Here is a 26,496-nt window from a genome sequence, read left to right as displayed (position 1 = left end):
ATGTCGGCGGTTCGAGGAACCGAACCTAGACATCAAGAGCTATAGAGTTCGGAACGAAGGACGCAAAAAGGATATTTAATCATCAAGGCGCATGCCGCGCCGAGAGGAGCCGACTGCTATAAGTCGGCTCCTTTCTCGCTTTCAGCGAGTTTTCTTTGTAAAATGTTCTTGTACACGCGCATCAGCGGAGGGGGAAGGGAGCTTGGAGAAACTAAAGCCTTTCCGAAGGAAAGGCACATCGGAAGCATAAGCTTAAGTCGCCTTTGAGATTCGATTTCCACCTTATAAAAGTATAATCAAAGAAGAAATCGAATCGAAACAGCGATCGTAAAGCCCCTTCCCCCGGAGCGTCTCCAGCGCGTACCCCCACATTTTCCAAACTGAAAAGGAGCGATTCATTTTATGGTAGAAGTCGGTCAACAAGTTCCCGAATTCAGCTTGCCCGCGGTCGGCGGGGAAGAGATCAAGCTCGGCGATTATCGAGGCAAGAAGCTCGTCATCTACTTCTATCCCAAAGACATGACGCCGGGCTGCACGCAGCAGGCTTGCGATTTCCGCGATTCCGAGAGTTATTTCACGACGAAGAACGCGGCGGTGATCGGCATCAGCGCGGACGACGTCGCTTCGCACGAGAAATTCGGGGCCAAATACGACCTGCCGTTCCTTCTGCTGTCCGACGTTGACCACCAAGTCAGCGAGCTGTTCGGCGTCTGGCAGCTCAAGAAAAACTTCGGCAAAGAGTACGAAGGCATCGTCCGCTCGACGTTCCTGATCGACGAAGAAGGCAAGCTGATCCGCGAATGGCGCAAAGTCAAAGTCGAAGGACACGTGGACGAAGTTCTTCAAGCCATCGAAAATTAATTTCGATTCCGGAAGCAGGAACGAAGTCCCAAAAAGTGAAAAAACAATTGAGAAAATTCAGAAAAACGTTTAGATTAATGTTAGGAAATGAGAAATTCATTAAAATTTTCAATGTCACAATGATGTCGTAACGCGGTAAAGGGGGGAATTAACGAATAAGGCGGACCAATGTCGGTCAGGGGGCTGTTTAAACGATTTTTTTGGGGGAGTGGAATTCGTAATGCAAATCATTCCAGCATGGGTGAAAGTGGATCACAATTCTTACAACGCGAAACTTCGGGGGATTTACAAAACGGTACGGGAGAACGATATCACCGCAGCCTGCGAGCAGGCCAAGCGTTTGTACACGGACCTGCTTATGGAGTTGGAAGTTCGCGGGATCGAAACCGTAAAATCGGACTCTGCTGCGTCGAAGCAAGAACGGGAAACCGTAGAAGTAGGAATCTGAACGGGGACATTCATGAATAAATCCCGGGTCGGCGGACCCGGGATTTTTTGCGTTCCGCCGTTTTTGAATGTTATGAGACCGAAGCCGTAACCGGAGAGCGAGGGTTATTCGCCGCCGGCCGTCGCGGCTTCGGCGTCGGGAAACCATAAGCCTGCATACGGCTCCGGTTCGCGTATGGACTCGCCGAGCTGCTGGGCAGCCGTTCGGACCCAGAACGGGTCGCGCAGCAGGGCACGGCCGACCGCGATCAAGTCGGCGCTTCCCGCTTGCAGAACGGCTTCGGCCTGCGGGCCGTCCGTGATCAAGCCGACGGCCGCGGTCGGCAGACCCGCCTCTCGCCGGATCGCTTCGGCGTAAGGGACCTGATAGCCGGGGAATACGGCCGGCGGACGCTCGGCATGAACTCCGCCGCTGCTGACGTCGATCAGGTCGACGTTCTGGCGCTTCATCATGCCGGCATAGCGGATCGCGTCTTCGATCCGGTTGCCGCAGGCCCCGTATTCGTCCGCCGACAGACGGACGAACAGCGGTCCGTTCCAGACCGCCCGTACGGCGTCGATGCTCTCGCCGAGCAGCCGATAGCGACCTTCCGGCGAACCGCCGTACCGATCTTCGCGGCGGTTGGCATACGCCGACAGAAAATCGTTCAGCAGGTATCCGTGAGCCGCATGCAGCTCGACGACATCGATGCCGGCCCGCTTCGCTCGAGCCGCGGCGGCGGCGAAAGCCTGCGCGGCTTCGCCGATTTCGTCGATCGCGAGCGCCCGGCTGGGCCGCCCCTGATACGGCAGACCCGAAGCCGACACGGCCCGCTCCTGCCGCTGCGTTTTGCGGCCGGCATGCCATAGCTGGATGCCGACTTTCGATCCTTGCGCCTGCAGCGCCGAGACCAGCCGCCGCATCGGAAGAATCTGTTCGTCGTCCCAGAGTCCGAGCGAGCCTTCGTCGGCGCCCGATTGCAGCACCGCCGTCACTTCGATCATGATCAATCCCACCTGCCCCAGCGCTCTTGCCCCGTAATGGAGCAGATGCCAATCCGTGACTTTGCCGTCTTTTTCGGCAGCCGTCGTGCCCATCGGCGACATCATGACGCGATTTTTCAATTCCAGCGTTCCGATTCGTGCAGGGTTCAATAATAGGCTCATCCCGGTTGCTCCTTTTTTATTCATTCGGTTGCATAGTCTTATTTTAAAAGACGATTTGGAGCGAATGAATGGATAGCATAAGGAGTTATACGATTTTGGATTTACTATATAACGCTTTTTTAATAAAATGCTTAATAAAACGAAAAAGGAGAACGAAATGGACGGAACAGATCAGGAAATCCTCCGGATCTTGCAGGAGCAAGGACGGATTTCGATGAAAGAGCTGGGAAAAACGGTTAGCTTATCGCAGCCGGCTGTAGCCGATCGCGTGCGCAAGCTGGAAGAGCGGGGCGTAGTGGAAGGGTACGGAGCGATCGTCTCGCCGCGGGCCGTCGGCAAGCCGATCGCCGCTTACTTGATGTTTCTGACCAAAAACTGCGAACCGTTCGTAGAGTTCTGCCGCGAATCCCCGGAGCTGATGGAATGCCATCGGATCAGCGGGCAGTATAATTTCATGCTCAAAGTCGTCACCGATTCGCTGCAATCGTTGGAGCGGTTTACGAACGCCTGCGGCAAATACGGCGATTGCGTAACGTTGGTCGTCATGTCGTCGCCGATCGAACACAAACCGCTGCTGCCGCCGAATGCGTGAGCGCGGCGAGCGCGAGGACCGGAAGAAGAGGCGTCGTATATAAAAAAGAAGCCGGGAGAACGGCTCTCCGGCTTCTTTTTCGCAAGCTGACCCGGCTCTTCTTCACGGCTTCGTTCGCGATTTGAGCACGATCTTCGCGGGAAAACGTCCCGGACGAATCCGCACGATGCGTGCGCGCTTGAACCGTTCCCGCGCGCTGGCGACGGAATAACGGACCGGACGTGTCGGGCGCTCGCGCCGCTCCGAACTTTCCGGCTTCCGCTGTTTGCGTTTTTTCAGATAACCCGGCATGGCCGCGAAGATCGAAGCGGTCCAAGCTCGATACCGATAGATGACGAACACGCAGACCAGCAGCACCAGCGCAGAGACGATCCAGACCGCGTAATGTTCGGCCAGCTTGAACGCGACGGACCACTGCGGACCGAAGATTTTGCCGAGGCCGAGAAATAACAGCGTCCAGAACAAGGCTCCGGAGAACGCGTAAGCGGCGAATTTGCGGAACGAGATGTTCATGATGCCCGCCAGATAGCCGGTGAAGTGGCGGACGCCCGGGATGAAGTAGCCGAAGAAGATCAGGCCGGGGCCGTATTTATCGAAGAACGATTGCGTTTTGAGCAGTTTGCTTTCTTTGAAGAACCAGCGGCCGAAACGTCGGAGAAAAGGCAGTCCCGCCCGTTGACCGATCCAGTAAGTGGCGGTCATGCCGGTCGTGGTACCGAGAAACGCGACGATCAGCAGCAGGTCGAATCGGAGCGTTCCGGTATACGAGAGATAGCCGGCGTACGCCATCGTCGTTTCTCCGGGAAACGGCAGCGCGATAAATTCCAGAAACAGTCCCAGGAACATGACCAGATATCCGTGCTGCTCGAACAACTGTTGAACCATTTTGAAGATTTCCATAAGTCTTCGAACTCCTTTTGACAATTGAGACTGCGGACGTTTTCCTTGATTTTACGATATTTGGACAGAGAAAATCCATCTTCGCTGCGCGGACGCCGCCCGTCTTCGAAATCGTCGCCTCCGAAGCCTTTTTTTCTTGCGGTATAGTGGGTGCATCGGTATAATTAGCGACAGTAATTAAGGGAGGCGTGACATGAATAAACCGAACGAACTCATCGTCGTACTCGACTTTGGGGGACAGTACAACCAACTGATTGCCAGACGGATTCGCGATTTGGGCGTATTCAGCGAGCTAATGCCGTACAATACCCCGGTGGAGCGCATCCGCGAACTGAATCCGGCCGGTATCGTATTCTCGGGCGGACCGCTTAGCGTATACGAAGAAGGAGCACCGCATGTCGATCCGGCGATCTACGAGCTGGGGCTGCCGATCTTCGGCATCTGCTACGGCATGCAGCTGATGGCGCAGCAGCTCGGCGGCAAAGTCGAACGCGCGGGCAAACGCGAATACGGCAAAGCGGACGTCGATTTCCTGCACAACAGCATCTTGACGAAAGGTCTCGACAGCAACCAGACGGTCTGGATGAGCCACGGCGACCATGTCGTGACGCTGCCGGACGGCTTCGTGCTGGAAGCGGGCACGGAATCCGCGCCGATCGCGGCCATGAGCCACCCGGAACGCAATCTGCACGCGGTGCAGTTCCACCCGGAAGTGCGCCACTCCGTATACGGCAACGAGATGATCAAGAACTTCCTTTACGAAGTCTGCAAATGCAGCGGCGACTGGACGATGGAATCGTTCATCGAAGAAGCCGTTCAAGATATCCGCAACAAAGTCGGCGACAAGAAAGTCCTGTGCGCGCTGAGCGGCGGCGTGGATTCGTCCGTCGTGGCGATGCTGATCCACAAAGCGATCGGCGACCAACTGACTTGCATGTTCATCGACCACGGACTCCTGCGCAAAGGCGAAGCGGAAAGCGTCATGGAGACGTTCGTCGGCAAGTTCGATATCCACGTGGTGAAGATCGACGCGCAGGAACGTTTCCTGAGCAAGCTCGCGGGCGTGGACGATCCTGAACAAAAACGCAAGATCATCGGCAACGAGTTCATCTACTGCTTCGACGAAGAATCGGCTAAGCTCGGCGATTTCGGATTCTTGGCGCAAGGTACGCTGTACACGGACATCGTGGAGAGCGGCACGGCGACGGCGCAGACGATCAAGTCTCACCACAACGTCGGCGGACTGCCGGAAGACATGAAGTTCCAACTGATCGAACCGCTGAACACGCTGTTCAAAGACGAAGTGCGCAAAGTCGGCGAAGAGCTGGGCCTGCCGCACGCGATCGTATGGCGTCAGCCTTTCCCGGGTCCGGGTCTCGCGATCCGCGTGCTCGGCGAAGTGACGGAAGAGAAGCTGACCATCGTTCGCGACTCCGACCTGATCCTGCGCGAAGAGATCGCCAAAGCCGGTCTCGAGAGCGAGATCTGGCAGTACTTCACGGCGCTGCCGAACATGAAGAGCGTCGGCGTCATGGGCGACGCGCGTACGTATTCGTACACCGTCGGCATCCGCGCGGTCACTTCGATCGACGGCATGACCGCCGACTGGGCGCGCATCCCTTGGGACGTGCTGGAGAAAATCTCGGTGCGTATCGTCAACGAAGTGGACAACGTCAACCGCGTCGTGTACGACGTGACGTCGAAACCGCCGGCAACGATCGAGTGGGAATAGAATAAATTCAAGCGCGAATTCCTTGATCGAAGGGATTCGCGCTTTTTGTTTGACCGGCGAGCAGCCAAACTTACAGGAGGCGAACAAGATGAACCTGCAAGAAATCGAATCTCTGCTGACCGAAGCGTATGCGGCAGGGCAGGGCGAAGGACATCAGCCGGAGCTCGAAGACCGAATTGCCGCGTTCGAACAAAGCCGCGGCATCCGCCTGCCCGGCGAATACCGGGAGCTGCTGGCAAGGTTCGGTCCGCTGCATTTTGCCGAGCCGACGATCCACGGTCTCAAAGAGCAGGAGTGGGCGTACCCGTCAGGCGCGGAGCTGATTGCCGAATACCGCAGTCAAGGCGCGATCGAGCCGGATCTCGACCTGCTGCCGATCGGAGGCTTCGGCGACGGAGATCTGCTGGTGCTTCGGCCGGGCGGCACCGTATATCGGCTCTATCACGACGGTTACGACGAATCGCCGCTGGAAGCGATCGCGGACGATCTCCCTACGCTGCTGGCCGAGCTGGCGGAATTCGTCTTGGAGACGCATCGCGCCATGCGGAGAAAAAAATAAAGTTTAAAATTAAAAATAAATAAGATTCACTTAGTAACCGGGCTCCTGTATAATCTGGAATCAGATTAGAAGCAGAGGGGCTGGAGAGTTACATTATCATGGATAAACATACAAGCAAAAATAGTCGATGGAGCGTGATCGGTCTCGCTTTATTGTTAGGCGTATTTTCGACGTTGGGGCCTTTTACGATCGATATGTATCTGCCCGCGTTTCCTCAGATCGCCAAAGATTTCGAAACGAACGCTTCTTTGGTGCAATTCAGTTTGACGGCATGCCTGCTCGGACTCGGCATCGGGCAGTTGGTCGTGGGACCGCTCAGCGACGCCTACGGCAGACGCAGACCTTTGCTGATCGGCATCATCGCTTACGTGGTCGTTTCGTTGGCCTGCGCGTATTCGCCCAACATCGGCATGTTGATCGTGTTCCGGTTCGCTCAAGGTTTCGCGGCTTCCGCAGGCATCGTCATCTCGCGAGCGATCGCTCGCGACCTGTACAGCGGTCATGAACTGACCAAATTCTTTTCGCTGCTGCTGCTGGTCGGCAACCTCGGACCGTTGGCCGCTCCGATTGCCGGAAGCGGAGTGCTCAAGTTCACGACATGGCCGGGCGTATTCGTTTCCTTGTCGATTCTCGGGGTGTTCTTGTACCTGATGACGCAATTTCGTTTGAAAGAAAGCCATCCCGCCGAGCGTCGCGTCTCGCCGAATTTCAAATCGCAGCTTCGCAACTACGGCTTGATGCTGCGCGATCGAAAGTTTGTGGGCTACATGCTGGCGCAGGGCATCCTGACCGGAGGCGTATTCGCGTACGTGGCCGCCACGCCTTTCGTGTATCAGAACATTTACGGCGTATCGCCGACCATGTTCTCCGTGCTGTTCGCGTCCAACGGAATCAGCTTGATGATCGGTTCTCAGATCGTCGGGCGCATCTCGCATCGGGTCTCCGAGCAGAAGCTGATGTTGGTCGGTTTGTGGATGGCTTTGGTATCGAGCCTCGTCGTGGTCGGAGTGACGATCGTCGAAGGACCGCTGTTCGCGTTGGTCATTCCTTTATTTTTCTTCGTGTGTTCGATCAGCATCACGTCTACGGCGGCTTTCCCGCTTGCCATGGAGAGCCAAGCGAAGAATGCCGGAAGCGCGGCGGCGCTGCTCGGTCTGGTACCGTTCGTGCTGGGCGGGCTTGTAGCGCCTCTGGTCGGCATCGCGGGCGAAGACACGGCCGTGCCGCTGGGGCTGACGTTGATGGGAACGAGCTTAATCGCGATTCTGACTTACTTCTTGCTGATCCGCAAGAACGAGAACGTTACGTAGGCGGTGGAAGGGACAGCTGCGCATAGGCGCTGCTGTCCTTTTTGACGTCTTATCCTTTACACGTCCGAAGCGGCAATCAAACAAGCTTGCTCGCTTTGCTCTCGGGCAGGAATATGGGTAAAATAAGGTAAAACAAAAAGAAAAGAGAATAAAAGAGAGGGGAATAGGCAAAAAGTGTCGGAAATTCATGCAGAGAATCCGTTTCTTGCACAGATCTATCTGGAAATCGCGCGAAGGCCGCTGTTCGAAAAATACGCTTTTTGCTCGTCGGAACCGATCTTACATATCCTGAAGCTGGAAGAAGAGATTCGACGCTTCAGTTGGGGGAACTTGTATATTCAAATCCATAAGCTCGGCCGTGCCGAAGAAACGCTTCCTTCTATAGAAATCGCCGCGGATCTGGAATTGGTCGGACTCGCTTCGCGGATGCTCGATAATCTGGTGGACGAAGACGATCCTCATATCGAGCAGCGAATCGGACGCGCCAACACGCTGCTTCTGTTCACCGAGATCTTGGTCGAATCGTTCGGGCGATTGCAGCGCCTAATCCCGAACGCAAGCGAAGAGATCCAACAGCATTTGATGAGCGCTTTGAGCGGAGAATGGGCGGATATCAACCGTACCGCGCTGGACGGAATCGGAGAGCAGGAGTATATGCGGCGGATTTTGCCCAAGACTTCGAGCATATTCAAGTTGGCCGCGCTCTGCGGCGATCCGGACCGTATGGGGTTCTGGAGAGAGTTTATGGATTATGCCAGTCTGGCGCTTCAGCTTGCCAACGATATGGCCGCTCTCTACGCCGAAGCGAAAAGCGACCTGAGCAAGCTTCGGCCCACGCTGCCGATCTTAAAAACCGTAGACGTCGAAGACGCGCGCGTCAAAGAGGAAAGAAGCCGAATCCTGAGGGCTTACGCGGCAGGGCAAGAAGAATCGGAAAAGGTTCGCGCCGCGATCGAGGAATCCGGCTCTTTGGAATACTGCTACCTCGTTCGCGAACTGCACAAAGAGAAATGCCGGGAAATGTTGAGCGAAGAGTTTACGGACCGTTTGGTGCAGACCGAGGCTTTGTTCAGGCTTCTGCAATTGGAGGCTTTATGATCGTCGCCAAACGCATCGGATTTATTCCGCTCAATGCCTTGTTGATGCTTGTCGTCGTTTTGTATTTCTACCCCATGAAAGTCGAATCCGAAAACTTTATTTCCGACGTGTGCTTTGCGGCAACGCTGACTTTGATCGGGACGGTTATTTATCTGTGCACGACCAAGATGATGTCCAGCTTGCTCTTTCTGCTGCTCATGTATCTGTCGGCTTGGGTCATGATCTTGATCAATGCACCGTTCCAGTTATACGTCGGAATCGGACGCGTCTTGATGAGCGTGGCGCCCAACTTGCTGTTTATCTTTTTCGTTTATTTCACGGAGCTTCCCCGCAAGCAGCCGTATCGCCGGTGGAACTTTTGGCTGCTGAATTCGTCGGTGGCCACTTTGGTCGCGCTGCTGAGTTTCCAACCTCTGCTGGGGTATATGTTTTTCTTTCATGTTTTGTTCGGAATTTTGGCTTGTTTTCGAATCTCCACGCATTATCGCAGTCGGCAGCGGCGCGTATTGAATCATGAACGCCTGCTGTTGAATGTAGCGGTAGCGGCTTCTTTCGGACCTTTCATTTTCGGATCGTTGTTGTTCAGCAGCGTACTGCCGCCGCAAGCGCGATACTTTTCGATCTATATGATGATCGCGCTGCCGATCGCGGTCGGTTATATCCTGATGAAGCGCAGCGGGCTGCAAGCGCGTTACAACTATCTGTTTATTCTTCGTCTGGCCTCGATCGCTCTTGCGGGCGTAGGCATCTTCTTGGGGTTTGCTTACTATGTGATCGAATTGACGCTGTTGAACTCGCTGCTTCTGCTGCTTGTGGCTTTATTGACCTTCTATCTCTATTGGACCATGCAGCAGGCCATATCGAAACGCCAACTGCAAACGGTAAGCCGAGCCAAAGAAGACATGGAAAAAGAACGTCTCGATATCCTGCAAAAAGTGACGTACGACCATTACCTGACCTCGCTTGGCGGACTGATCGAACAATTGATCGACAAGACGCTTCCGCTCGACGGAACCATGATCGTATGGAAAGAAGAGAATCGAAATTACATTTTGCAGCAGAACGGCATTTTTGAAAATTTCTCGCTCGATCCATTGACTCAGGAGCAGCTGCGCGAATATAGCGATAATGTAACCATAGGCGGCGAAAATTATTTCGTTTTCCCTCTGGTATACAGAAAAACGCTGAACGGTTGGATGATCGTAGGCCATAAATCTTCCGGCGCAAAGTTTACGGTTCAGGAAGTGGAGACCTTGTCGCTATTGGCGGACACGATCTGCGAAATCTTCACCACCACGGAGATTTTGCAAGAAAACCAAAGGCGTTACGTGTATTTGCCGAGTCTTCGCTACGAAGATTACCAGAACGTACACGTGACCCGCAGCACGGAAAAGATTCGCAAAGAAATGGCGCTGTATTTGCACGACGATATCCTCCAATCGATTCTGGCGGTTCGGCATATGTGCGAAGCGGTCAGCGGCGTCGATCCGGAAATTCGAGCGCTGATCGTGGATACGCTGGACGAATTGAATGTCTCTATTCGGGAGAAGATGTTCGACGTTTATCCGACGACGCTTCAAGATCTGGGCCTATATCAGAGCCTGAGCATCTTGTGCCGCAAGCTTCAAGAAGAAACCGTCGGACAGCCGAACCTCAAGATCCGATTGGATGCGGAGATCGGGCTCGAGGTCGAAGAAGAACTGGAATATACCGTATTCCGTACGGTGAAAGAACTGCTGCAAAATGCCGTCAAACATGCGGAAGCAAGCGAGATTATCGTTTCGCTGGAAGTGTCGGAAGAAGGCGTGCTGCTCGGCGACGTGATCGACGACGGCAAAGGCTTCGATATCGAACGCCAGTTGAGCGCGCCCGCGCAAGGCAATCATTTGGGACTGCTTTCCGTCAAACAAGAAATGAACGCGCTGGGCGGGGAATTGACGATTCGCCATAACGCCGATGCCGGCATGCATATTCACTTCAAAATTCCGTTGGGGAGGATGGGATAGTCGTATGCATATTATTCTGGTCGACGATCATAAACTGTTTGCCAAAAGTTTGGAGATTTCGCTGAAAGACCGCGTGGAACAGTTTCAGGTGTTGACTTCGCCCGAAGAATTATCGAAGCTGCTCGCGCAAAAGATGCCCGACGTGCTGATGCTCGATATCCATATGGGCGACCATAACGGGCTCGAAGTGGCGCAGGAGGTGCTTCAACGATATCCGGATCTGAAGATCGTGTTCTTGTCGGGTTACGACCTGCTGGAATACCATAACCGCGCGATCGAGATCGGAGCGAAAGGGTTCATCAACAAAAACATCTCGATTCACGATTTGATCGATCAAGTAGAGCGCGTGGTACGGGGAGGCATGATCTTCCCGCGCAGCGCGTCCGATTCGGAAGTCGTGCCGTTGACCTCGAGAGAAAAAGAAGTGCTGCAATTGATGGCCGAAGGACTGCGGCAGCAGGACGTGGCGGATCGGCTTTTTATCAGCAGGCGCACGGTAAACAACCATATCCAGATGATCAACGAGAAGTTTCAGGTGAACTCGACCGTATCGGCGATCGTCAAAGGCATCGAACTGGGAATCATCAGCGTCAATTTCCGTACATAATGCGATTTTGGAAAGCCCGTTTTCGAAACGGGCTTTTTTATTATTCGATTTTATTCAAATTTGCACAAAATACTCGTTTTCGAATTCGAACCCTATCGTACACTAGGTTCAACAAAGCACAGGAGGTCACACATGAACAACGAACTTTGGACATACATACAAGAACTGAAAAAGGGAAGTATTCAATTGGCCGACTTGAAAAATAAGGTTTCGATTCCGATGGGAAACGCGTTCGAGACCGCATTCGCCGGTTTGCCTTCCGAGCGTCCGATGAAGCAAAAAGCTCAAGCGATGGACGTGAGCTGGCCGTAAACCGTAAAGTCAATCCCAACCAAGGAGCCCTTCTTATGAAAATAAACGAAAATTTCGTCGTGGAGACGATGGGGGATAACCGTTACTTCTTCTCGAATCGGGAAAACGGCAAAGGCTACTACATCACCGGCCGGCTGGAGTTGGACGAAGCGGTTCTGCTCCAGAAAATGCCTCCCTCATTGGTGAAGATCGGCTATCTGGTCCCGACCGATCACGAGGTACGCAAAAGGAACGTCGTGAACGACATCTTGAACTTCAAACAAGAAACGCATGCCGGGAAGCTGCTCGGATGGATGATCTTCGGCATTATAATATCTTTTTTCAGTATGATAACGCTCGCATTCGATCACAAAGAGATATTCGCGATCGAGTTGAATACGGTATCCGGCATTCAAGGCGCGATCCTCTTCTTCGTCGGCATTCTGTTCGTGCATGAAGTGTTCCATATCATCGCGGCGAGGATGCAGCAGATCGAAGTCGTCAAAGTCGGGTTCCGATTGAAATATTACTTCTTCCCGATCGCTTACGTGCGAATCTTGGCGACCGGCAACAATCTGAAACGGGCGAACGTGGCGCTGGCGGGCAATCTGGCCGACGTGCTGCTGGCGAATATCTACCTGCTGCTGTTCCTGAACTTCCAAGAACCGATCTACGCGATCGCGTTCAGCTTGCAGCTTACGATGCTGTTCTTCAATTACAATCTGCTGCTGCCGACGGACTTCACGATCTTCCTGCTCTCGCTGATCCGCAAACCGGACTTCCGGGCCAACGCGATCGCGTACACCAAGTTCAAGCTGAGAGTCGGCAAGAAGGTCAAAGAAAGCCTACTGACGGCCGGACGCGGCGTCCGATTCGCTTATCTGGCTTACGGCCTCGCGTTTTACGGATTCCTTGCGACTCTGATGGTCACGTTCGCGATCAATATGTATCGAATACTGCTGGGATAAGGAGGGAACGGTCATGCAAGCGGACATTTTGTTCAAAAGAGAATCGTTGTTTCCGTTCGGGAAGATCGAGCTGCTGAAGAGCGAGAAGTTGAGCGGTCTGCGATCCGTCGTCCGTACGGAGAACGAGCTGAACGAGCTGCGAAGGCGGATCGAAGAACAGATCAAATCGGCCAAGCAATCGCTGTACGAGGAAGGTCGGCAGACGGAGCTGAAGCTGCTGATGCGCTTGAAAGGAGCCAAGCTGCTCGTTAGCGAGGAGAAGCGTAACGAAATCAGGCGACATGCCGCTTTGCTGGAGATATCCCTTCTGCTCGACGAATACGCGGCGAAGTCCGAAGCGTTGGATCGGCTGCGCCTCGAGATCGAAGACGAATTCAGACAGCCCGATCCGATGGACGTCTTTTTCGAGAATGAGCAGTTCCGGGAAGCGCTCAAGTATACGAATGCGGACTTCTACGAACAAGGGCTGGGCAAGAAAAGCAAAAGCGGAGGCGGCGAACGCACCAAACGCTCGCGCCTCGAGACTCGCTACAATTACGTGCAGCGGGCCACGGTCAAGACCAGTCCGCTCAGCCATTTCGGCGTAACCACGTACCGGGACGAACGGCCTGCGGAGATCGCGAAATACGGACTCAACACGCTGATCCAGACGCTGCTGCTTCAAGCCGTTTCGATGGACGAAGACAAGCGCCGCCGTTTGGTCTACACCTTTTCTCCGACCGTACGCGGCGAGAACGAACGAATCTTGGGCCTCTATTTCGAGAAACAGATGCTGCACCGCGATTTCGGTTGGCTTTTGAAGCAGGAAGACATTTTGCATCAGAAAGTCTATGTGGCGCTGAGCGAAAAAAGACGGGATTCCGAAGAGAAGCTGACTTATGCGGAATTGGAACAGCTTGTTCGGAGCGAAGAACGGATCGATATCGACAGTCTGATCGCTAACAATATCGCGGTTCCGGATTACGGAATCTATCTGAAAGATCCCGCCGTTTTCCTTGATCTGGTCGAAGAACTGTTCGGAAACGCTTGGCGCGAACGATTCGAAGCCGCGGCTTCCGGGAAATTGCAGCGCAACGATCCCGGCGGCGAGCTGATCGGCTATATCGCGGATAAGCTCGAAAGCAAATATCCGGTCGATCTTCCCGCCATGCTGGCGAAGATGCCTCTGTTCTACCATAACGTGATCCGGCGCGAAGCGTTCGATTTCCCCGCGATCCCGGCAGAGCGTCAGAAACAGCTGCTGTCGGAGTTCGTTTCGGAGAACGAGCGGGGAAGATGCATCCGCAATTATATCCGAAGCCGTCACGAACGGTTCGCGGGCAGCAGCCTGCTCGAGATCATCTGCATGACGAAGCAGGCGATGCTGGAACGGAACTTCGATTACGCGGCGTACGATCGACCGTCGGTCCCGGATCAGAAGAAGAACATGCTGCTGTTTTTCCAGATCGACGAAGCCTCGAATCTGGTGCTGAACAATATCGCTTCCGGATCGGGACACTTGATCGCCCGGGATGCCGACGCTTTCTCCCCGGAGCTTGCGGAGCAGTACCGCAATCACTGCCGGCGCATCTTCACCCGTCCTTACCCGGTGTACGAAGTGGTGATCGACGAAGAGATCTCCAACAAGATCGACGTAGGCAAAAGCGATCTGCCGAAGGTCAGATGGCCGGCCGATTTCGCCCGAATCCGGACCGCCCTGACCGAAGAAGGCGAGCTGTGCTTCGAGTATCGGGGAGAACGCATCAACCTGACGTATCAAGGAACCGTGCCGTTCCACTTGTTCCAAGGCGCCAAACGCATCCTGATGGACCTGATCCATCCGTGGAAAGTCGAATACGCCAAGATCAAAACGTATAACGCGCCGTTCCGGCAGGAATACGAGTTGAAGCCCGAGCAGCTCGATTCGGGGCAAGAACGTATGAGCGACGCCGCTTTCGCCGAAAAGCTGACAAGGCTGTTCGAGCAGAATGAGTATCCGTTCGACTTTTTCGTCAAAGAAAAAAAAGAAGGATACGCGCTGCCGGGCAAACCGGTCTGGATGTCGCTGCATTCGCCGGTGTCGATCAAGCTGCTGCGCAAGATGCTGGAAGAAGGCCGAACGTTGAGCGTGACGGGCGTGTTCCCGAACGCGCAAGCTTACGGACAAGACGGCCGCTGCGTCGAATACGGGCAATTTATCGTTGAAGGTGATGAACATGTGGTATAGCTTTCACATTTACGGGATCAGTCCCGAACAATTTTTGAATACATTGAACCGCAACCGTCTCGATCGCAAGTACTTTTTTATCAACTATATCGATTATAACGGCTTCCATGTGCGGCTTCGCTTGTTCCTGAGCGATGCGGAAGAGAAAAGAGCATATCTCAAGCATCTGAAGGAACTGTTCGAGGGCTGCAAAGTCGTCGAGAAAATCTACGATCCGGAGTACAACGTGTACGGCGATTCGCTGGATCTGTACGAAGAGTATTCCGCGGCGCTGTCGGCTTATCTGGTGGAACACGGACGGGTCGACCGGCTGACGATGCTGCTGACGGTTCGCGAACTGCTGCACGCTTTCGATCGCATGGACGTCCGCTATCTGAAATTTCATGTCGCCTGGTGGGAAAAAGGGACCGGAGGACATCTGATCAGCCGGATTCAGGCTTCGCCGAACAAAGGCGCGGCGCAGCGCAAGCTCGAAGACGGGCTCGAACGTTTGATCGACGAGTTCGTCGTACCGGGAATTCCCGCCATGCCCGACGAAGCCAAAGACCGCCTGTGCTTCCAATTCATCCATATGACGCTGAACAAAATGAACTGCACGATTGCCGAAGAAGCGGCGATCATCAAATGGTTTCTGAAAATGAAGGAGGAGAGTCCCCATGAAGTCTCTGGATCATTATTTCTTTAAGACCTACGAGTGTTTCCCGGCGAAAGGCATACAGAATACCCGGATCTATATTTCGCGCATAGGGCGCAATTCCTCCGTCGCTTCCGAGCGGGAGCTGTACGGAGCGGGAACCGGAGACACGGTCGAAGAAGCGAGCTTCTTGTCCAAGATGGAAGCGATCGAACGGCTGTGCAACAGCCAGACCGTCGCGCCGAGCTTGATCGGCAGTCTGGAAGACCTTCAAGATCAAGCGATCGATCTCGCGCTGTTCCCGCAGCTTAGCGACTCCGAGAACAGCTTCAACAAAAATTACCGCCCGAAAGGCGTCATGCGTTGGGTCAAATCGTTTAATCTGACGCAGCGCAAGCCGGTCTATATTCCCGAAGAGCATGTCACGCTGTTCACCAAAAAGAAATACGACGGCGAAGGCACGACCAACCCGATCTCGACCGGATGCGCCATCCACAGCAATTTCTCGGACGCGATCCTGAACGGCATCTACGAAGTCGTCGAACGGGACGCGATCGCGCTCACTTGGCTGCTGAAGCTTCCGCTCAAAGAGATCGACGCGGCAGCGAACGGACTCGACGTCGACGTGTTCGACAGCGAGTTTCTCGGTTCGGTCCGGCTGTACGACGCCAGCACCGTGGAAGGCGTCAAGACGTTCTGCCTGCGGGCGACGACCCGGCACAGCCGCGAGATCAAGAACGTGCTGATGTTCTCGACGCATATCGATTCGAAGAAAGCGATCGCCAAGCTCAAAAAAGAACTGTTGTCCGTCATCTTCAGTCTCTCCGAGAGCGTGGAACGCAACCGCAACATCATCGAAGAAGACGTGCAGGAATTTTACCGGGTCGATCAAGGCGCGCTCTACATGGCGCACGAAGACCATGCCGACCATTTCGATTTCTTGGACGATAACGGCCAAGCGCCGCTCGATCCAGGAACCGTCGGATTGAGCAAGCAGGAAGAATTGGAGTTCCTGATCGAAGCGCTGCGAACGGTCGGCCACGAGATTTACGTGACGGACATGACCAACCGGGAATGTTACGAGAACGATCTGCGCGCGGTCAAAGTGACCGTTCCGACGCTTCAACCGATCTCGTTCGTGCATCGTTCCCGTTATCTGGACAGCCGGCGGATCCAAGGTTATGCCGAGCGTCAATACGGAAGTTTCGATTTCTCGATGATCAACGACAAGCCTCTGGCTTTTTCCTAATCCCTGCTTGAGCCGAAAGGAGAATTCTTATGCCAAAAATCGCCGTGACCGGCATCGGGAACGCCCGCAGGAAGATTGCCGAAACGTTGAGCGGACAAGGCGCTTTCCCGGTCGATTATCCGCTGCGCGAACGTCCCGACGCCGAGCTGCTGCTGGTCGTCTACGACGGTCTGTACGTCGATCACTTTCTGGAGCAGAACTTCGATTTCGCCGGAGAGATCGTGCCGATCTTTTTCGATACCGACAAAGTGCTTGTATTCGGCTCCTATAAACCTACATACGAGCCCGGAGAAGTCTGCACGTCCTGCATGATCCAGCGCCACAAAGAAATGCAGGGGTACAACGAGATGTACGACGCCGTATACGGCTACTGCGGGTTCGAGAAGATCGATTCCGTTCTCGACGAAGAGATCGAGATCTTCGCCGTCAAGCTGCTGGACAATCTGCGCGCCGGCAAGTTCCGCAATCAAGAAACGGTCTATCTGCTGAACGATTCGTTCTTCGTCCATAAACAGCGCGCCGGCTATACAGGCTGCCCGAAATGCGATTTCAAATTGTACGAATCCGACGAGTTGGAACAACTGCTCAGCGTGAAAGGAGGGGCATGAGGCCATGATGTTCAACGATCCTATGGTGAAATTTCCGAAATACCCGTTCCTGCTGCCGGGGCTGAAGTTTATCCGCGGCAACGGCTTTACCGTATACGGTTCGCCGGGCGGCGTGTTCAAGCTCAACGGAAGCGCGGTCGGCGATCTGCTGCAGAAGCTGTATCCGCTGCTGTCGAGCCGCAAGCAAACGTTCGAAGAATTGGTCGAACGAAGCGGACTCGAAGCCGGCCGCGTCATGCGGGTGCTGGAGATCCTGTTCGCCAAAGGCTGCCTGATCGATTACGTCGATTACGAGCCCCTCAGCCGCTTGGAGAAATATTTCGTCAAAAACATGTCCAAAAACAAAAACTATAACAGCGTGGAAGACCTGCATCGCCTGCTCGGCGAAAAGCGCGTCTGCGTGCTGCCCTCCGGCGAATCGCCGTTGGCCGAAGAAGTTCGCCGCCGATTAACGGACCACGGAATCCGGCCGATCGAGCAGCAGGAACTGAGAGCCGGCGACCTGGTCGCTTACCTCACGGAAAACGATTGGGAACCGGAGCTTGACGAGATCCTGCCGAGCAACGACGTACTGCTGTTCGCCCATTCGCGGCAGGCGCTTCAGATCGGCCCGCTGCTCGGACGCAAAGCCGTGCATAAAAAGCGTTATCTGACGGAAAAATTGAAGAATCCGCCGGTTCAAGCCCGCGAAGCCGGATACGACGAAGCCTTCGGGCGGATCGCGTTCCTGCATATTCTGAAAGAATACTTTAAATTCGGCGAACGTCTGCTGCTCAAGAATTATATCGAAGTCAGCGCCGACTTGTCCGAATCGAACGTGGTGCCGATCCGCTACGGCCATTATCTCGGCGAAGACTCGCTGATCGGCGCTTACGAAGACCGCGTCGCGTTCCCGGCCACCAAATACCTGAACCGAACGTCGCATCTGGCGCATTACAAAGCGTCCAACGCGAAGCTCATTATCGGAGACGGCCGTTCCTTCCTCTGGAAGAAGATCGACGGAACGAAGCTGGACCCGAAACTCGCGGAACTGGCGAACTATCTGGTCGGCTATAAGAAGAACGGCAGCCCGATGCCCAAGAAGATGTGTCCGACCGGCGGGAATATCAACTCCAACCTGCTGTATCTCGTCAATCTGAATCCCGAGAATCTGGACGGCGAAGGGTTGTACTTCTACTCCAATCTGGACGGTAGTTTCTACATGATCGATCGGCTCGACCGGGAGCGGCTGCAAGCGGCGTTCGGCGGAGAGATCCCGACGAACGGCTCGGGCATGCTGGTCGTGCCGGCCAGCGACGCGGACATGATCGGCAGCAAATACAACGACTTTTCGTTCAAAGTGGCAAACCTGAATCTCGGCGTGCTGCTGTCGCAGTTCGCGACCGCCGCCCAAGTCACCGGCATCCGCTACAACGTCGTCACCCGATTCGACGAGAAGAAGCTGCTGGAACTGTTCGGAGTCAAAACGACGAACGAACTCATCAATTACGTAATCGAGGTGGTGTAACCATGCTGAGCAGAATCATCGACGAGACAAGCAATGTGCTCCGAGCGGACGGCTATCTGCCCGGACTGCGCCTGAACGATCTGCCCGAGGTGCTGTTTCCGTTCCGGGAAGAAGATATCGCGGCGCGCGAATCGTTCCGTTACTTCAATCGCGACGCGGCGCATCTGACGCTGGAAGACCTGCACGAATTCGCTTCTTATTTCGACAAGCTGCGCGCCGGCATGGACATCTCGGAAGAAGCGCTGTCTCTGCACGTGATCGATAACGTCGGTCTGGTCGATCCGTCTTCCGGCGCGCCGACCGCTTACCGTTACGGCGGCGGAACGTTCCGGGCCAGAACGCTGAACGAACCGATCGGCCGCGAATCGCTGTACATCCAAGAAGAAATGCATGATGCCGGAGCCGTCCTGTTCTTCGTCTGGAAACTGAGCTTTTTCGAAGGCAAAGAAATGCGCGACCGTTATTACCGGGACCTGATGATCCTCAGCGGATTTTTCGGCCATCAATGTTCGCTGCTGGCGTCCAACCGGGGCATCAAAGGAACGGTATTCGCGGGCCTGTCGCCGATCGAATTCTATTCCGTGTTCCAGAACAGCGAAGACGAGATTCCGATTTTCGCGTTTGCGATCGAATAAGGAGGCGAAAGAAATGGAACTGAACGTCACGAAGCTGAGCAAGCGGTACGGAGAGAAGAACGTGCTGCAAGACGTATCGTTGAATTTCAAAAGCGGAAATACTTATCTGATTCTCGGGAAAAACGGCGCGGGCAAAAGTACCTTCATCAATATTCTGGCGGGCAATATCAAAAGCGACGAAGGCGCGATCGTGCTGCTGGACGACGGCGAGAAACGGGATCTTCAGCCGAACGCGATCTTCCAGTATCAGAGCTTCAACAGCTTCCGCTTTTTGAAAGTCAAAGAAGTGCTGTCGTTCTTCGCCATGACGACCGCGAACGCGCAGGAAGATGCCAAGCTGTACGAGCTGCTGTCGCTGGACCGCATCAAGAACCAGTTGATCGAGAACCTGTCGGGCGGGGAACGCAAAGCGGTATCGCTGTATCTGACCTTCCTGCTCAACAAATCGGTCGTGGTGCTGGACGAACCGTTCGCGGAGCTGGATATCGAGAAGAAATTCCTGCTCGAACGCCATCTCAAAGAAAAGATCGCCGCGCAGAATCTGCTCGCGATCATCATCAGCCACGAGATCTCGGGTTATCAGGAATTGTTCACGGACGTGGTCATTCTGGACGAAGGCAAAGTGCTTGAAGTCGGCGAGACCGCTTATCTGCTGGACAAATACAAAAATTCCCCGTTCCAAGGCTTGGAAGGCGTCTTCTACAGCCTGACGGGAAAATACATCGAGGTGAGCTGACATGGTAATGAATATCGCGAGATTCTATCTGCTGGAACAGTGGCGCAACAAGTGGACGGTAATCGGCAATATCATGGCTCCCATGATCTTCCTGGTCTTCGCGCTAGTGCTTCGCAACACCATCGAAAACAAAGAAACGGCCGATCTGATCATCAAATCGCAGTTCATGCCTTTCTCGATCCTGATCTTGATCTTCAGTCTGGCGCTGTCGCTGAACGTCCTGCTGCTCTCCGAAAAGAAAGAAGACGGCACGTTCCTGCTGCTCAAACGGACCGATCTGAAGCTGAATAATTACTTCATGGGCGTCGCCGTAGGGATTTTCATCATCTTCAACATCTTTCTGGTGTTCTTCATGGCCTGTTACCAGCTGTTGATCGGCGTCGATCTGAACTCGCTCGTGATGATCTGGGCATTCTCCAACGTCACGCTGCTCTGCTTGTATCCGGCAAGTTACGTGCTGGCTTCGTTCTTCAAAAAAAGCAAAAAGGTCGTCGCGTTCCTGACGCCGATCACGCTGCTGCTCATGTTCAGCATCACGATGCCGTCGATGCTCGCCATGACGCAGGGGCAAAACCCGCAGATGTATTACAAGTTCTTGTTCTGGAACCCCATGATGATCATGAACGATATCACGCTGTTCGAGCTCGATATGATCGGAAACACTTGGCTGCCGACGTACCAATATCTGTTGATCCTGATCGGTCTGTGCGCGGTACTGTGGTTCGCCGCTTTGAAGACGTTCAAGATCGCCGATGCGAACGAACGCGTTTAACCGACGCTCGTACGGCGGAAGCGTTCGAGCCGCACCCGCCGCGCATCGGCGTTCGGCGAGGCCGCCTTAGCGGAGAGGAGCAAGAGCTTAGAGGATTCTCCGCTAAGGTCGGCATCAACCGCGTAACAACTTGATTTTGATCTGCGATATTCGATTCACACCAAATTCGGGAAAGAAGGTATCTAATTATGGAAAAGACGATGTTGGAGCAAGTCGAGTTTCTGGAAGCCGTTGACGAAGTATTCGTGGAAGAGCAAATGGAAATGAACGAAGTGGCCGGTTCGTTGGGAACTTTATCTTCGACCTCTTCGGGTTCCTGCCCGGGATCGTCGGTAGGCACGCTGACCACCGCTTCCAGCTTCGGTTAAACCGGGATCTTCATCCGATCACCTTATTGAACAACCCATTAAAATAACTAAATTATTAGGAGGAATTACACATGGAAAAGCAAGAACTGAACTTGATCGCGGACGGAGACGACATCTTCGTCGAGGAGCAAGTGGAAATGAACGAAGTCGCGGGTACATGGGGTTCCGCAGGCTGCTTCGGCAGCGCGTCCACGATCGGATCCTGCGCGTCTTCCAGCTCGTCGGCCAGCTCCGCTTCGTCTTTCGGTTAAACGCCTTGAAGTTTGCAAGTTAAAAGATGGTACTTTAAACTATATAAAGGGAGCGATTTGACTATGAACAAGCACTTCGAAGCGGAACTCACACATAACGATTTGGACTTTTACATCGAAGAACAAGCGGACTTGAACGAAATGGCAGGCTTCACGACCGCTTCCAGCGCGTCCACCAGCGCCTCTTTCGCTACCGCGGGTTCCTGTGCTTCTTCCGTATCGTCGGCAGCCTCCTTCTCCTCCGCGGGAGATTAAATCGGGAACGGCTTTTCCAAATCTTTTCGAAGGAGTGGTACTTATGCAACCTTGTTCTAACTGTGGCGGAACCGAATTCAAGGAAGCCATTCAGCACATGAAAGTCAAAGACGCCGAAAAAACCAAAATGGCGCTCACCGGTTCGGAAGTCCTGCTGACCTTCTGCACGAACTGCGGAACGGTCTCGAATATTCGTTTGACGAATCCGAGCCTGAAGTAAATTCGCGACGGCACGACAAAAACGGCTTTCTTCGCATCGATGCGGGGAAAGCCGTTTTGTTTGTCGTCCGCACACCCGAATCCGATCCCCGCAGATGGAAGCGCAGGAAACAAATCGGATATAATGAAGAAGTTCGCAAGATCGTTTTTCTATTCCGTATATCGAGAGGAGAGAATCGTATGCAATACATACCGCACGCGATCGACAAACTTCGGATCATGACGCAGCCGGAGAAGCTGGAAACGACGGAGGAAGGCTTGAAGCTGCACAGCCTGCCTGATACCGACTTCTGGCTCAAAACGCATTACGGATTCGAGCGCTATAACGGGCATGTGCTGTACGACGAGATCGTCGGAGACTTTACCGCCGTGACCGAATTGAGCATGGACCCTCGTTACACGTTCGATCAATCCGGTCTGTTCGTGGAAGTCGATCGCGACAATTGGTTGAAGACGTCGGTCGAATACATCCCCGACGGTCCTTCGCATCTGGGCGCGGTCGTCACCCGGGACGGGTATTCCGATTGGTCGACGCGCAACGCGGATACTCGGATCTTCGACGGAACTTTGCAGTTCAAAGTCACGCGCGAAGGAAACGACTTCTTCGTCCATGCGCGCGTATCCGGCGGAGAATGGGAGCAGCTCCGGATCGCGCATCTGCGCTGCCCGGAAGGCGCGGCGCTCAAAGTCGGCCTATATTCGGCCAGCCCCGGCACGGAAGGCGGTTTCGAGACGCTGTTCCGCAGCTTCGAGATCGAGAGCAGCGGTTCGGCCGGATCGGAAAGTAAATAATGGGGGCGGTCGGACCGAGCGGACGCGTCCAGATCGAGCCGGATTGGACGGAAGCCGACGTCGATGCTTTGGCGGCGGAGCCGTCGCTCGAAGTCTTGCAGTACAGCGAATATAACGTGCCGAGCCGGGAGCTGCTGAAGCTGCTGAACGATCGGGTCTTCGCGCTGCGTCCGGACGTGCTTTTTCGAATCTACGGTTTTCATCTGAAGGAAGCCGATCTGTCCGCGCTGACGTTTATGACCGACATAGAACGTCTGGCGGTGGACTGCTGTTCTCGCGTTTCGGGTCTTTCGCCTCTGGGCGGCCTGTCGAAGCTTCGCGAATTGGAATTGGACGTGTTCGAGCTGGATTCGTTCGAAGCGCTGCACGAAGTGAGGAGCGATCTGGTCTCTCTTCGATTAGGCAAAACGCGTTCGAAAAAGCCGGATCTGTCCGTATTGAAACGGTTTGCCGCGCTGGAAAGATTGGCGCTGAACGGACAGAAGAAAAACATCGAAGTCGTACAGGAGCTGAAAAGCCTGAGAACGGTATACGTTCAAGGCATTCCTCTGGGCGATCTCGGTTTCCTCGGTTCGCTTCCCCGGTTGGAAAAGCTCGATCTCGGGTTCGGAGGCGCGGAGAAGTTGGAGTGGTTGGCCGGACTGTCCGCGCTGGAAGAATTGAGGCTGCTGCGCGTCAAAGGGTTGAACGACCTGTCTGCCGTATCCGCGCTGAGTCGGCTTCGCCGGCTTAAAATCGTCGACCAACCGCTGATCGAGACGCTGCCTGCTCTGGATAGCCTGCCTTTGCTGAAACGAGTCGTCTGCGACAACGTCGGACTGAAAAAATGGGATTGGGCGCTGACCGCTCCCGCGCTGGACGAATTGGTTTTTCTGGAGATGCAGACGTTGACGCCGGAAGACTTCAGACAGCTGATCGCCGAACGTCGGCCGAACCGTTTGACCGTCTCCATGAAAAAGACTTCGGCGAACAAAGAAATTCAAGCCGTTCTGGAGCAAGAAGGGCTGGCCGACAAACGCGGTTGGTGGTTGTGACGAAGATGGAAATAAGCGCGGGCGACGAAAGGGGAAGAACCGTAGATGCTGACGGACGAATGGATTCGCGAGACCTGCTTGGCGCTGCCGGGCACGGAAGAGTTTTTCAAAGAAGAATGGGGCAGCACCCTGTACCGGGTCGGAGGCAAATACTTCGGCATGCGGGGGACCGACAATGAAGGCAGACAGATTTTGACCCTGAAATGCGACCCGGCCTTGGCCGAAGAATACCGCGAGCGCTACGAACAGATCGTGCCCGGTTATTATTCGAACAAATCCCATTGGAACAGCCTGATCTTGGAACAAGGCGGCTTGGAAAAAGAATTCGTCGCCGGCATGATCCGCCACTCGTACGAGTTGGTTCGTCGAGGGTTGACCAAAAAAGTTCGCGACGAACTGCCGCCGTTCGAGAATTGACTCGATAAAAGCGAACGTTTTCATGCAAGCCGGAACGAAGAAAAGAAACGTCCTGCCGCGCTTTCGACTCCCGTGCCTTATAGACGGGAGGAAGAGCGTTAGCAGGACGTTTTTGTCATGTACGAGTTTTGGATAATTAACGAACATTAGAATAAAACCCTGCTCCTATTATTCGCTTTTTATGTTGACAAGCTATCGGAGCTGCCCTAGAATGTAACCTGTGAAGCCGACCTGCCGGAACGAAAGATTTGGCGGCGGCGGATAAGGTAATCGACAACAGAAGCAGTGTTCGTATAATTCCGGGAATCGGCCCGGAAGTCTCTACGTGATCACCTCAAATGATCGCTCTACGAAACGGGAAAATGCGGCTATAAGCGCGGACGTTCTATCGTTCGGCGCCGAGCGCCGCCGTTTCCCAGTTTTCAGAGAGCGCCGGGGCGAAGCATTCGTACCCGCGCTCTTTTGTCGTTCCCCCACTTTTACATTCCCGAGGAGGAAAGTCAGTATCATGGAAAAGTTCTTTAAACTCAAAGAACACGGCACCACGGTCAGAACGGAAGTTATCGCCGGTCTGACAACCTTCATCACGATGGCCTACATCCTTATCGTGAATATTTCGTTCCTCGGTCCGAGCGGCGCGGGCATCCCGGCTTCGGGCGTATTCTTCGCAACGGCGGTAGGCGCGGGCATCGTGACGATCCTGATGGGTCTGATCGCCAATCTTCCGGTGGCGCTGGCGCCCGGCATGGGCCTTAACGCTTACTTTATGACCGTCGTACTCAGTTCGAACGGCATGATCAGCTGGCAAGCGGCGCTCGGCGCGGTCTTCATCTCCGGTCTGATCTTTATCATCTTGACCGTGACGAAGATTCGCCAGATGTTGATCGTGGCGGTTCCGTCGTCGATCAAAGCGGCCATTACCGTCGGCATCGGCTTGTTCGTTACGATTATCGGCATGAAGCTCGGCAATATCGTAACCGTCTCCGCGACGGTTACCGGCGTAACGGACGTGGCGCAGCTTCAAGGTCCGGTAACGGTACTCGGTTCGAACTTCCAACTGGCGCTCGGCAACTTCATGCACCAGAAAGATACGCTGCTTGCGCTGATCGGGATCTTCATCATCGGCGTTCTGATGGTCATGCGGGTTCGCGGCGCGCTGTTGATCGGAATCGTGCTGATCACGCTGATCGGCATTCCGATGGGCGTCACCAATCTGAGCGGCCTGTCCACGGGCAGCTGGCTGCCTTCGTTCAGCGATCTGGCCGTCGGCCAACTGGACATCATGGGCGCACTGAAGCTGGGATTGTTCGAGATCGTCTTCGTCTTCACGTTCGTTGAATTGTTCGACACGTTCGGCACGCTGGTCGGTACGGCGGAACGCGCGGGCCTGATGAAGAACAAAGAAGAAGGCGAGAAGAAACTGGGCAAAGCGATGCTGGTCGACGCGGTCGGCGTCAGCACAGGCGCGGTACTCGGCACGAGCACGATTACTTCTTATGTAGAAAGTACGGCAGGCATCGCGGAAGGCGGACGTACCGGTCTGACCGCGGTCACTACGGGTGTACTGTTCCTGCTCGCGATGTTCATCTCCCCGCTGGCGCTGGTCGTGCCTTCGGCGGCAACGGCTCCGGCGTTGATCATGGTCGGCGTTCTGATGATCTCTCAAGTTCGCAGCATCGAATGGGACGACATGATGCATGCGATTCCGGCATTCCTGACGATCATCTTTATGCCGTTCACGAACGGGATCGCGAACGGCATCTCGATCGGCATCCTGTCCTACGTCGTATTGGGCGGACTGAGCAGCCTGTTCACCAGCCGCAAAGTGAAGATTCACTGGCTGATGTGGGTACTGGCGATTCTCGTTCTGGCCCGTTACATCTTCTTGGGCAGCGAGTAAGCCAAACTTAAATAGATAAATATAGAGAGAAACCATCAAAAGGGACCCCGTGCGGAGCAAGCGGAAACCGGAATTCGTCGAATAGACGGATTCCGGTTTCTTTGCGTTTATAGAGCCTAAAGGTACGGAACGCGATAAACGGGATTGATCGACCGGATAAAAGTTTTGAATAAAAGGGTTGCAACGCTCCTGCTCGCATGCTATAGTCTAGGAACGGCCTTGAGAGAGCGCCGGTGCGGTTCGAAAAAGCGAGCGAGTCGAAAAAGGAAATCGGATGAACGGTTCGAAAGAGCCTGAAAAAAAGATTTCAAAAAAGACTTGCAAAACGAAAACGAACATGCTAATATATAAGAGTTGCTGCTGCGAGAAACACTGAGCGGCGGAAACAAGAGAAAC

Annotated in this window: 30 protein-coding genes and 1 riboswitch; of the genes, 27 read left to right on the top strand and 3 right to left on the bottom strand. The window is 54.3% G+C overall.

Annotated features, from left to right (window positions below):
• Positions 1-402 precede the first annotated feature (402 nt).
• Together bcp and CDO73_RS21000 are read left to right on the top strand one after the other, a co-directional pair.
• The gene (gene bcp / locus CDO73_RS21005) at positions 403-861 is read left to right on the top strand and encodes a thioredoxin-dependent thiol peroxidase (RefSeq protein ID WP_088490489.1); all 459 of its coding nucleotides are present in this window, start codon (positions 403-405) and stop codon (positions 859-861) included.
• A gap of 220 nt (positions 862-1,081) precedes the next feature.
• Positions 1,082-1,309, top strand: a complete 228-nt coding sequence (locus CDO73_RS21000; protein ID WP_088490488.1) for a hypothetical protein — start codon at positions 1,082-1,084, stop codon at positions 1,307-1,309.
• Positions 1,310-1,413: 104 nt separating this feature from the next.
• Here the strand turns inward: CDO73_RS21000 and CDO73_RS20995 are convergent, their stop codons facing one another.
• The gene (locus CDO73_RS20995) at positions 1,414-2,454 is read right to left on the bottom strand and encodes an oxidoreductase (RefSeq protein ID WP_088490487.1); all 1,041 of its coding nucleotides are present in this window, start codon (positions 2,452-2,454) and stop codon (positions 1,414-1,416) included.
• Between the two features lie 157 nt (positions 2,455-2,611).
• Between CDO73_RS20995 and CDO73_RS20990 the strand changes: the two genes are divergently transcribed.
• Complete coding sequence (locus CDO73_RS20990; RefSeq protein WP_088490486.1) at positions 2,612-3,046, top strand: Lrp/AsnC family transcriptional regulator; 435 nt, start codon at positions 2,612-2,614, stop codon at positions 3,044-3,046.
• A 102-nt stretch (positions 3,047-3,148) separates the two neighbouring features.
• On the opposite strand, the gene CDO73_RS20985 is transcribed toward CDO73_RS20990, so the two are convergent.
• Positions 3,149-3,946: a DedA family protein gene (locus CDO73_RS20985; protein ID WP_088490485.1), complete on the bottom strand. Its 798-nt coding sequence runs from the start codon at positions 3,944-3,946 to the stop codon at positions 3,149-3,151.
• Between the two features lie 193 nt (positions 3,947-4,139).
• Here CDO73_RS20985 and guaA point away from each other — a divergent pair, with 193 nt between their 5' ends.
• From guaA to CDO73_RS20870, 24 genes are all read left to right on the top strand, one after another.
• Entirely contained in the window at positions 4,140-5,678 is a 1,539-nt protein-coding gene (guaA, locus tag CDO73_RS20980) for a glutamine-hydrolyzing GMP synthase (protein ID WP_088490484.1), read from the top strand.
• A gap of 88 nt (positions 5,679-5,766) precedes the next feature.
• The gene (locus CDO73_RS20975; protein WP_088490483.1) at positions 5,767-6,237 is read left to right on the top strand and encodes an SMI1/KNR4 family protein; all 471 of its coding nucleotides are present in this window, start codon (positions 5,767-5,769) and stop codon (positions 6,235-6,237) included.
• A gap of 98 nt (positions 6,238-6,335) precedes the next feature.
• Positions 6,336-7,547, top strand: coding sequence for a Bcr/CflA family multidrug efflux MFS transporter (locus CDO73_RS20970; RefSeq protein WP_088490482.1), 1,212 nt, complete (start codon positions 6,336-6,338; stop codon positions 7,545-7,547).
• Positions 7,548-7,721: 174 nt separating this feature from the next.
• Complete coding sequence (locus CDO73_RS26545; protein WP_143536161.1) at positions 7,722-8,645, top strand: polyprenyl synthetase family protein; 924 nt, start codon at positions 7,722-7,724, stop codon at positions 8,643-8,645.
• Positions 8,642-10,651, top strand: coding sequence for a sensor histidine kinase (locus tag CDO73_RS20960; protein WP_179218777.1), 2,010 nt, complete (start codon positions 8,642-8,644; stop codon positions 10,649-10,651). Before CDO73_RS26545 ends, CDO73_RS20960 begins: the two co-directional genes overlap by 4 nt.
• A 4-nt stretch (positions 10,652-10,655) precedes the next feature.
• On the top strand, positions 10,656-11,258 hold the full coding sequence (locus CDO73_RS20955; RefSeq protein WP_088490479.1) for a response regulator transcription factor: 603 nt from the start codon (positions 10,656-10,658) through the stop codon (positions 11,256-11,258).
• 132 nt (positions 11,259-11,390) lie between these two features.
• On the top strand, positions 11,391-11,570 hold the full coding sequence (locus tag CDO73_RS20950) for a hypothetical protein (protein WP_088490478.1): 180 nt from the start codon (positions 11,391-11,393) through the stop codon (positions 11,568-11,570).
• A gap of 35 nt (positions 11,571-11,605) precedes the next feature.
• On the top strand, positions 11,606-12,517 hold the full coding sequence (locus CDO73_RS20945; RefSeq protein ID WP_088490477.1) for a site-2 protease family protein: 912 nt from the start codon (positions 11,606-11,608) through the stop codon (positions 12,515-12,517).
• Between the two features lie 13 nt (positions 12,518-12,530).
• Positions 12,531-14,723, top strand: a complete 2,193-nt coding sequence (locus tag CDO73_RS20940) for a hypothetical protein (protein WP_088490476.1) — start codon at positions 12,531-12,533, stop codon at positions 14,721-14,723.
• Positions 14,713-15,408 carry a lantibiotic dehydratase C-terminal domain-containing protein gene (locus tag CDO73_RS20935; RefSeq protein ID WP_088490475.1) on the top strand — a complete coding sequence of 232 codons (696 nt, stop codon included), beginning with the start codon at positions 14,713-14,715 and terminating at the stop codon, positions 15,406-15,408. Before CDO73_RS20940 ends, CDO73_RS20935 begins: the two co-directional genes overlap by 11 nt.
• Positions 15,380-16,606 carry a YcaO-like family protein gene (locus CDO73_RS20930; RefSeq protein WP_088490474.1) on the top strand — a complete coding sequence of 409 codons (1,227 nt, stop codon included), beginning with the start codon at positions 15,380-15,382 and terminating at the stop codon, positions 16,604-16,606. The genes CDO73_RS20935 and CDO73_RS20930 overlap by 29 nt, the downstream gene beginning before the upstream one ends.
• 29 nt (positions 16,607-16,635) lie before the next feature.
• Entirely contained in the window at positions 16,636-17,214 is a 579-nt protein-coding gene (locus tag CDO73_RS20925) for a hypothetical protein (protein WP_088490473.1), read from the top strand.
• Positions 17,215-17,218: 4 nt separating this feature from the next.
• The gene (locus tag CDO73_RS20920) at positions 17,219-18,721 is read left to right on the top strand and encodes a nitroreductase family protein (protein ID WP_088490472.1); all 1,503 of its coding nucleotides are present in this window, start codon (positions 17,219-17,221) and stop codon (positions 18,719-18,721) included.
• Between the two features lie 2 nt (positions 18,722-18,723).
• Complete coding sequence (locus tag CDO73_RS20915) at positions 18,724-19,356, top strand: hypothetical protein (protein WP_088490471.1); 633 nt, start codon at positions 18,724-18,726, stop codon at positions 19,354-19,356.
• Positions 19,357-19,369: 13 nt separating this feature from the next.
• A complete protein-coding gene (locus CDO73_RS20910) occupies positions 19,370-20,092 on the top strand; it encodes an ATP-binding cassette domain-containing protein (protein WP_088490470.1) in 723 nt (240 codons plus the stop codon).
• A gap of 1 nt (position 20,093) precedes the next feature.
• Complete coding sequence (locus CDO73_RS20905; protein WP_088490469.1) at positions 20,094-20,864, top strand: ABC transporter permease; 771 nt, start codon at positions 20,094-20,096, stop codon at positions 20,862-20,864.
• A gap of 188 nt (positions 20,865-21,052) precedes the next feature.
• Positions 21,053-21,232 carry a thiocillin family RiPP gene (locus CDO73_RS20900; protein ID WP_088490468.1) on the top strand — a complete coding sequence of 60 codons (180 nt, stop codon included), beginning with the start codon at positions 21,053-21,055 and terminating at the stop codon, positions 21,230-21,232.
• A 71-nt stretch (positions 21,233-21,303) separates the two neighbouring features.
• Entirely contained in the window at positions 21,304-21,483 is a 180-nt protein-coding gene (locus CDO73_RS20895; RefSeq protein ID WP_088490467.1) for a thiocillin family RiPP, read from the top strand.
• 63 nt (positions 21,484-21,546) lie between these two features.
• Complete coding sequence (locus CDO73_RS20890) at positions 21,547-21,738, top strand: thiocillin family RiPP (RefSeq protein WP_088490466.1); 192 nt, start codon at positions 21,547-21,549, stop codon at positions 21,736-21,738.
• Between the two features lie 43 nt (positions 21,739-21,781).
• Entirely contained in the window at positions 21,782-21,958 is a 177-nt protein-coding gene (locus CDO73_RS26855) for a hypothetical protein (protein ID WP_179218776.1), read from the top strand.
• Positions 21,959-22,137: 179 nt separating this feature from the next.
• The gene (locus tag CDO73_RS20885; protein ID WP_088490465.1) at positions 22,138-22,749 is read left to right on the top strand and encodes a DUF1349 domain-containing protein; all 612 of its coding nucleotides are present in this window, start codon (positions 22,138-22,140) and stop codon (positions 22,747-22,749) included.
• Positions 22,749-23,783, top strand: a complete 1,035-nt coding sequence (locus CDO73_RS20880) for a leucine-rich repeat domain-containing protein (RefSeq protein WP_088490464.1) — start codon at positions 22,749-22,751, stop codon at positions 23,781-23,783. The genes CDO73_RS20885 and CDO73_RS20880 overlap by 1 nt, the downstream gene beginning before the upstream one ends.
• Positions 23,784-23,828: 45 nt before the next feature.
• Positions 23,829-24,200 carry an MmcQ/YjbR family DNA-binding protein gene (locus CDO73_RS20875; RefSeq protein WP_088490463.1) on the top strand — a complete coding sequence of 124 codons (372 nt, stop codon included), beginning with the start codon at positions 23,829-23,831 and terminating at the stop codon, positions 24,198-24,200.
• A 269-nt stretch (positions 24,201-24,469) separates the two neighbouring features.
• A riboswitch (purine riboswitch) is annotated at positions 24,470-24,570 on the top strand.
• A 138-nt stretch (positions 24,571-24,708) separates the two neighbouring features.
• Positions 24,709-26,100 (top strand): NCS2 family permease, encoded by a 1,392-nt coding sequence (locus CDO73_RS20870; RefSeq protein WP_088490462.1) that lies wholly within the window; start codon positions 24,709-24,711, stop codon positions 26,098-26,100.
• 207 nt (positions 26,101-26,307) lie between these two features.
• Here the strand turns inward: CDO73_RS20870 and CDO73_RS26985 are convergent.
• Positions 26,308-26,496, bottom strand: a 189-nt coding sequence (locus tag CDO73_RS26985; RefSeq protein ID WP_218821635.1) for a hypothetical protein, incomplete at its 5' end; no start/stop codon positions are given.

This window comes from Saccharibacillus sp. O23 (genome assembly GCF_002205895.1).
Lineage (GTDB): Bacteria > Bacillota > Bacilli > Paenibacillales > Paenibacillaceae > Saccharibacillus.
Note: the sequence above shows the minus strand (reverse complement) of the source record. Positions and strands in the feature narration are given on the sequence as shown.

Coding starts and splice junctions, on each gene's coding strand:
- CDO73_RS20985 (WP_088490485.1), bottom strand. CDS start 3,946: ATGGAAATCTTCAAAATGGTTCAACAGTTGTTCGAGCAGCACGGATAT.
- CDO73_RS20890 (WP_088490466.1), top strand. CDS start 21,547: ATGAACAAGCACTTCGAAGCGGAACTCACACATAACGATTTGGACTTT.
- CDO73_RS20955 (WP_088490479.1), top strand. CDS start 10,656: ATGCATATTATTCTGGTCGACGATCATAAACTGTTTGCCAAAAGTTTG.
- CDO73_RS20885 (WP_088490465.1), top strand. CDS start 22,138: ATGCAATACATACCGCACGCGATCGACAAACTTCGGATCATGACGCAG.
- CDO73_RS20950 (WP_088490478.1), top strand. CDS start 11,391: ATGAACAACGAACTTTGGACATACATACAAGAACTGAAAAAGGGAAGT.
- CDO73_RS20970 (WP_088490482.1), top strand. CDS start 6,336: ATGGATAAACATACAAGCAAAAATAGTCGATGGAGCGTGATCGGTCTC.
- CDO73_RS20945 (WP_088490477.1), top strand. CDS start 11,606: ATGAAAATAAACGAAAATTTCGTCGTGGAGACGATGGGGGATAACCGT.
- CDO73_RS20935 (WP_088490475.1), top strand. CDS start 14,713: ATGTGGTATAGCTTTCACATTTACGGGATCAGTCCCGAACAATTTTTG.
- CDO73_RS20925 (WP_088490473.1), top strand. CDS start 16,636: ATGCCAAAAATCGCCGTGACCGGCATCGGGAACGCCCGCAGGAAGATT.
- CDO73_RS20975 (WP_088490483.1), top strand. CDS start 5,767: ATGAACCTGCAAGAAATCGAATCTCTGCTGACCGAAGCGTATGCGGCA.
- CDO73_RS20895 (WP_088490467.1), top strand. CDS start 21,304: ATGGAAAAGCAAGAACTGAACTTGATCGCGGACGGAGACGACATCTTC.
- CDO73_RS20960 (WP_179218777.1), top strand. CDS start 8,642: ATGATCGTCGCCAAACGCATCGGATTTATTCCGCTCAATGCCTTGTTG.
- CDO73_RS21000 (WP_088490488.1), top strand. CDS start 1,082: ATGCAAATCATTCCAGCATGGGTGAAAGTGGATCACAATTCTTACAAC.
- guaA (WP_088490484.1), top strand. CDS start 4,140: ATGAATAAACCGAACGAACTCATCGTCGTACTCGACTTTGGGGGACAG.
- CDO73_RS20880 (WP_088490464.1), top strand. CDS start 22,749: ATGGGGGCGGTCGGACCGAGCGGACGCGTCCAGATCGAGCCGGATTGG.
- CDO73_RS20940 (WP_088490476.1), top strand. CDS start 12,531: ATGCAAGCGGACATTTTGTTCAAAAGAGAATCGTTGTTTCCGTTCGGG.
- CDO73_RS20930 (WP_088490474.1), top strand. CDS start 15,380: ATGAAGTCTCTGGATCATTATTTCTTTAAGACCTACGAGTGTTTCCCG.
- CDO73_RS20910 (WP_088490470.1), top strand. CDS start 19,370: ATGGAACTGAACGTCACGAAGCTGAGCAAGCGGTACGGAGAGAAGAAC.
- CDO73_RS20905 (WP_088490469.1), top strand. CDS start 20,094: ATGGTAATGAATATCGCGAGATTCTATCTGCTGGAACAGTGGCGCAAC.
- CDO73_RS20915 (WP_088490471.1), top strand. CDS start 18,724: ATGCTGAGCAGAATCATCGACGAGACAAGCAATGTGCTCCGAGCGGAC.
- CDO73_RS20995 (WP_088490487.1), bottom strand. CDS start 2,454: ATGAGCCTATTATTGAACCCTGCACGAATCGGAACGCTGGAATTGAAA.
- CDO73_RS20900 (WP_088490468.1), top strand. CDS start 21,053: ATGGAAAAGACGATGTTGGAGCAAGTCGAGTTTCTGGAAGCCGTTGAC.
- CDO73_RS20920 (WP_088490472.1), top strand. CDS start 17,219: ATGATGTTCAACGATCCTATGGTGAAATTTCCGAAATACCCGTTCCTG.
- CDO73_RS26855 (WP_179218776.1), top strand. CDS start 21,782: ATGCAACCTTGTTCTAACTGTGGCGGAACCGAATTCAAGGAAGCCATT.
- CDO73_RS20870 (WP_088490462.1), top strand. CDS start 24,709: ATGGAAAAGTTCTTTAAACTCAAAGAACACGGCACCACGGTCAGAACG.
- CDO73_RS20875 (WP_088490463.1), top strand. CDS start 23,829: ATGCTGACGGACGAATGGATTCGCGAGACCTGCTTGGCGCTGCCGGGC.
- bcp (WP_088490489.1), top strand. CDS start 403: ATGGTAGAAGTCGGTCAACAAGTTCCCGAATTCAGCTTGCCCGCGGTC.
- CDO73_RS20990 (WP_088490486.1), top strand. CDS start 2,612: ATGGACGGAACAGATCAGGAAATCCTCCGGATCTTGCAGGAGCAAGGA.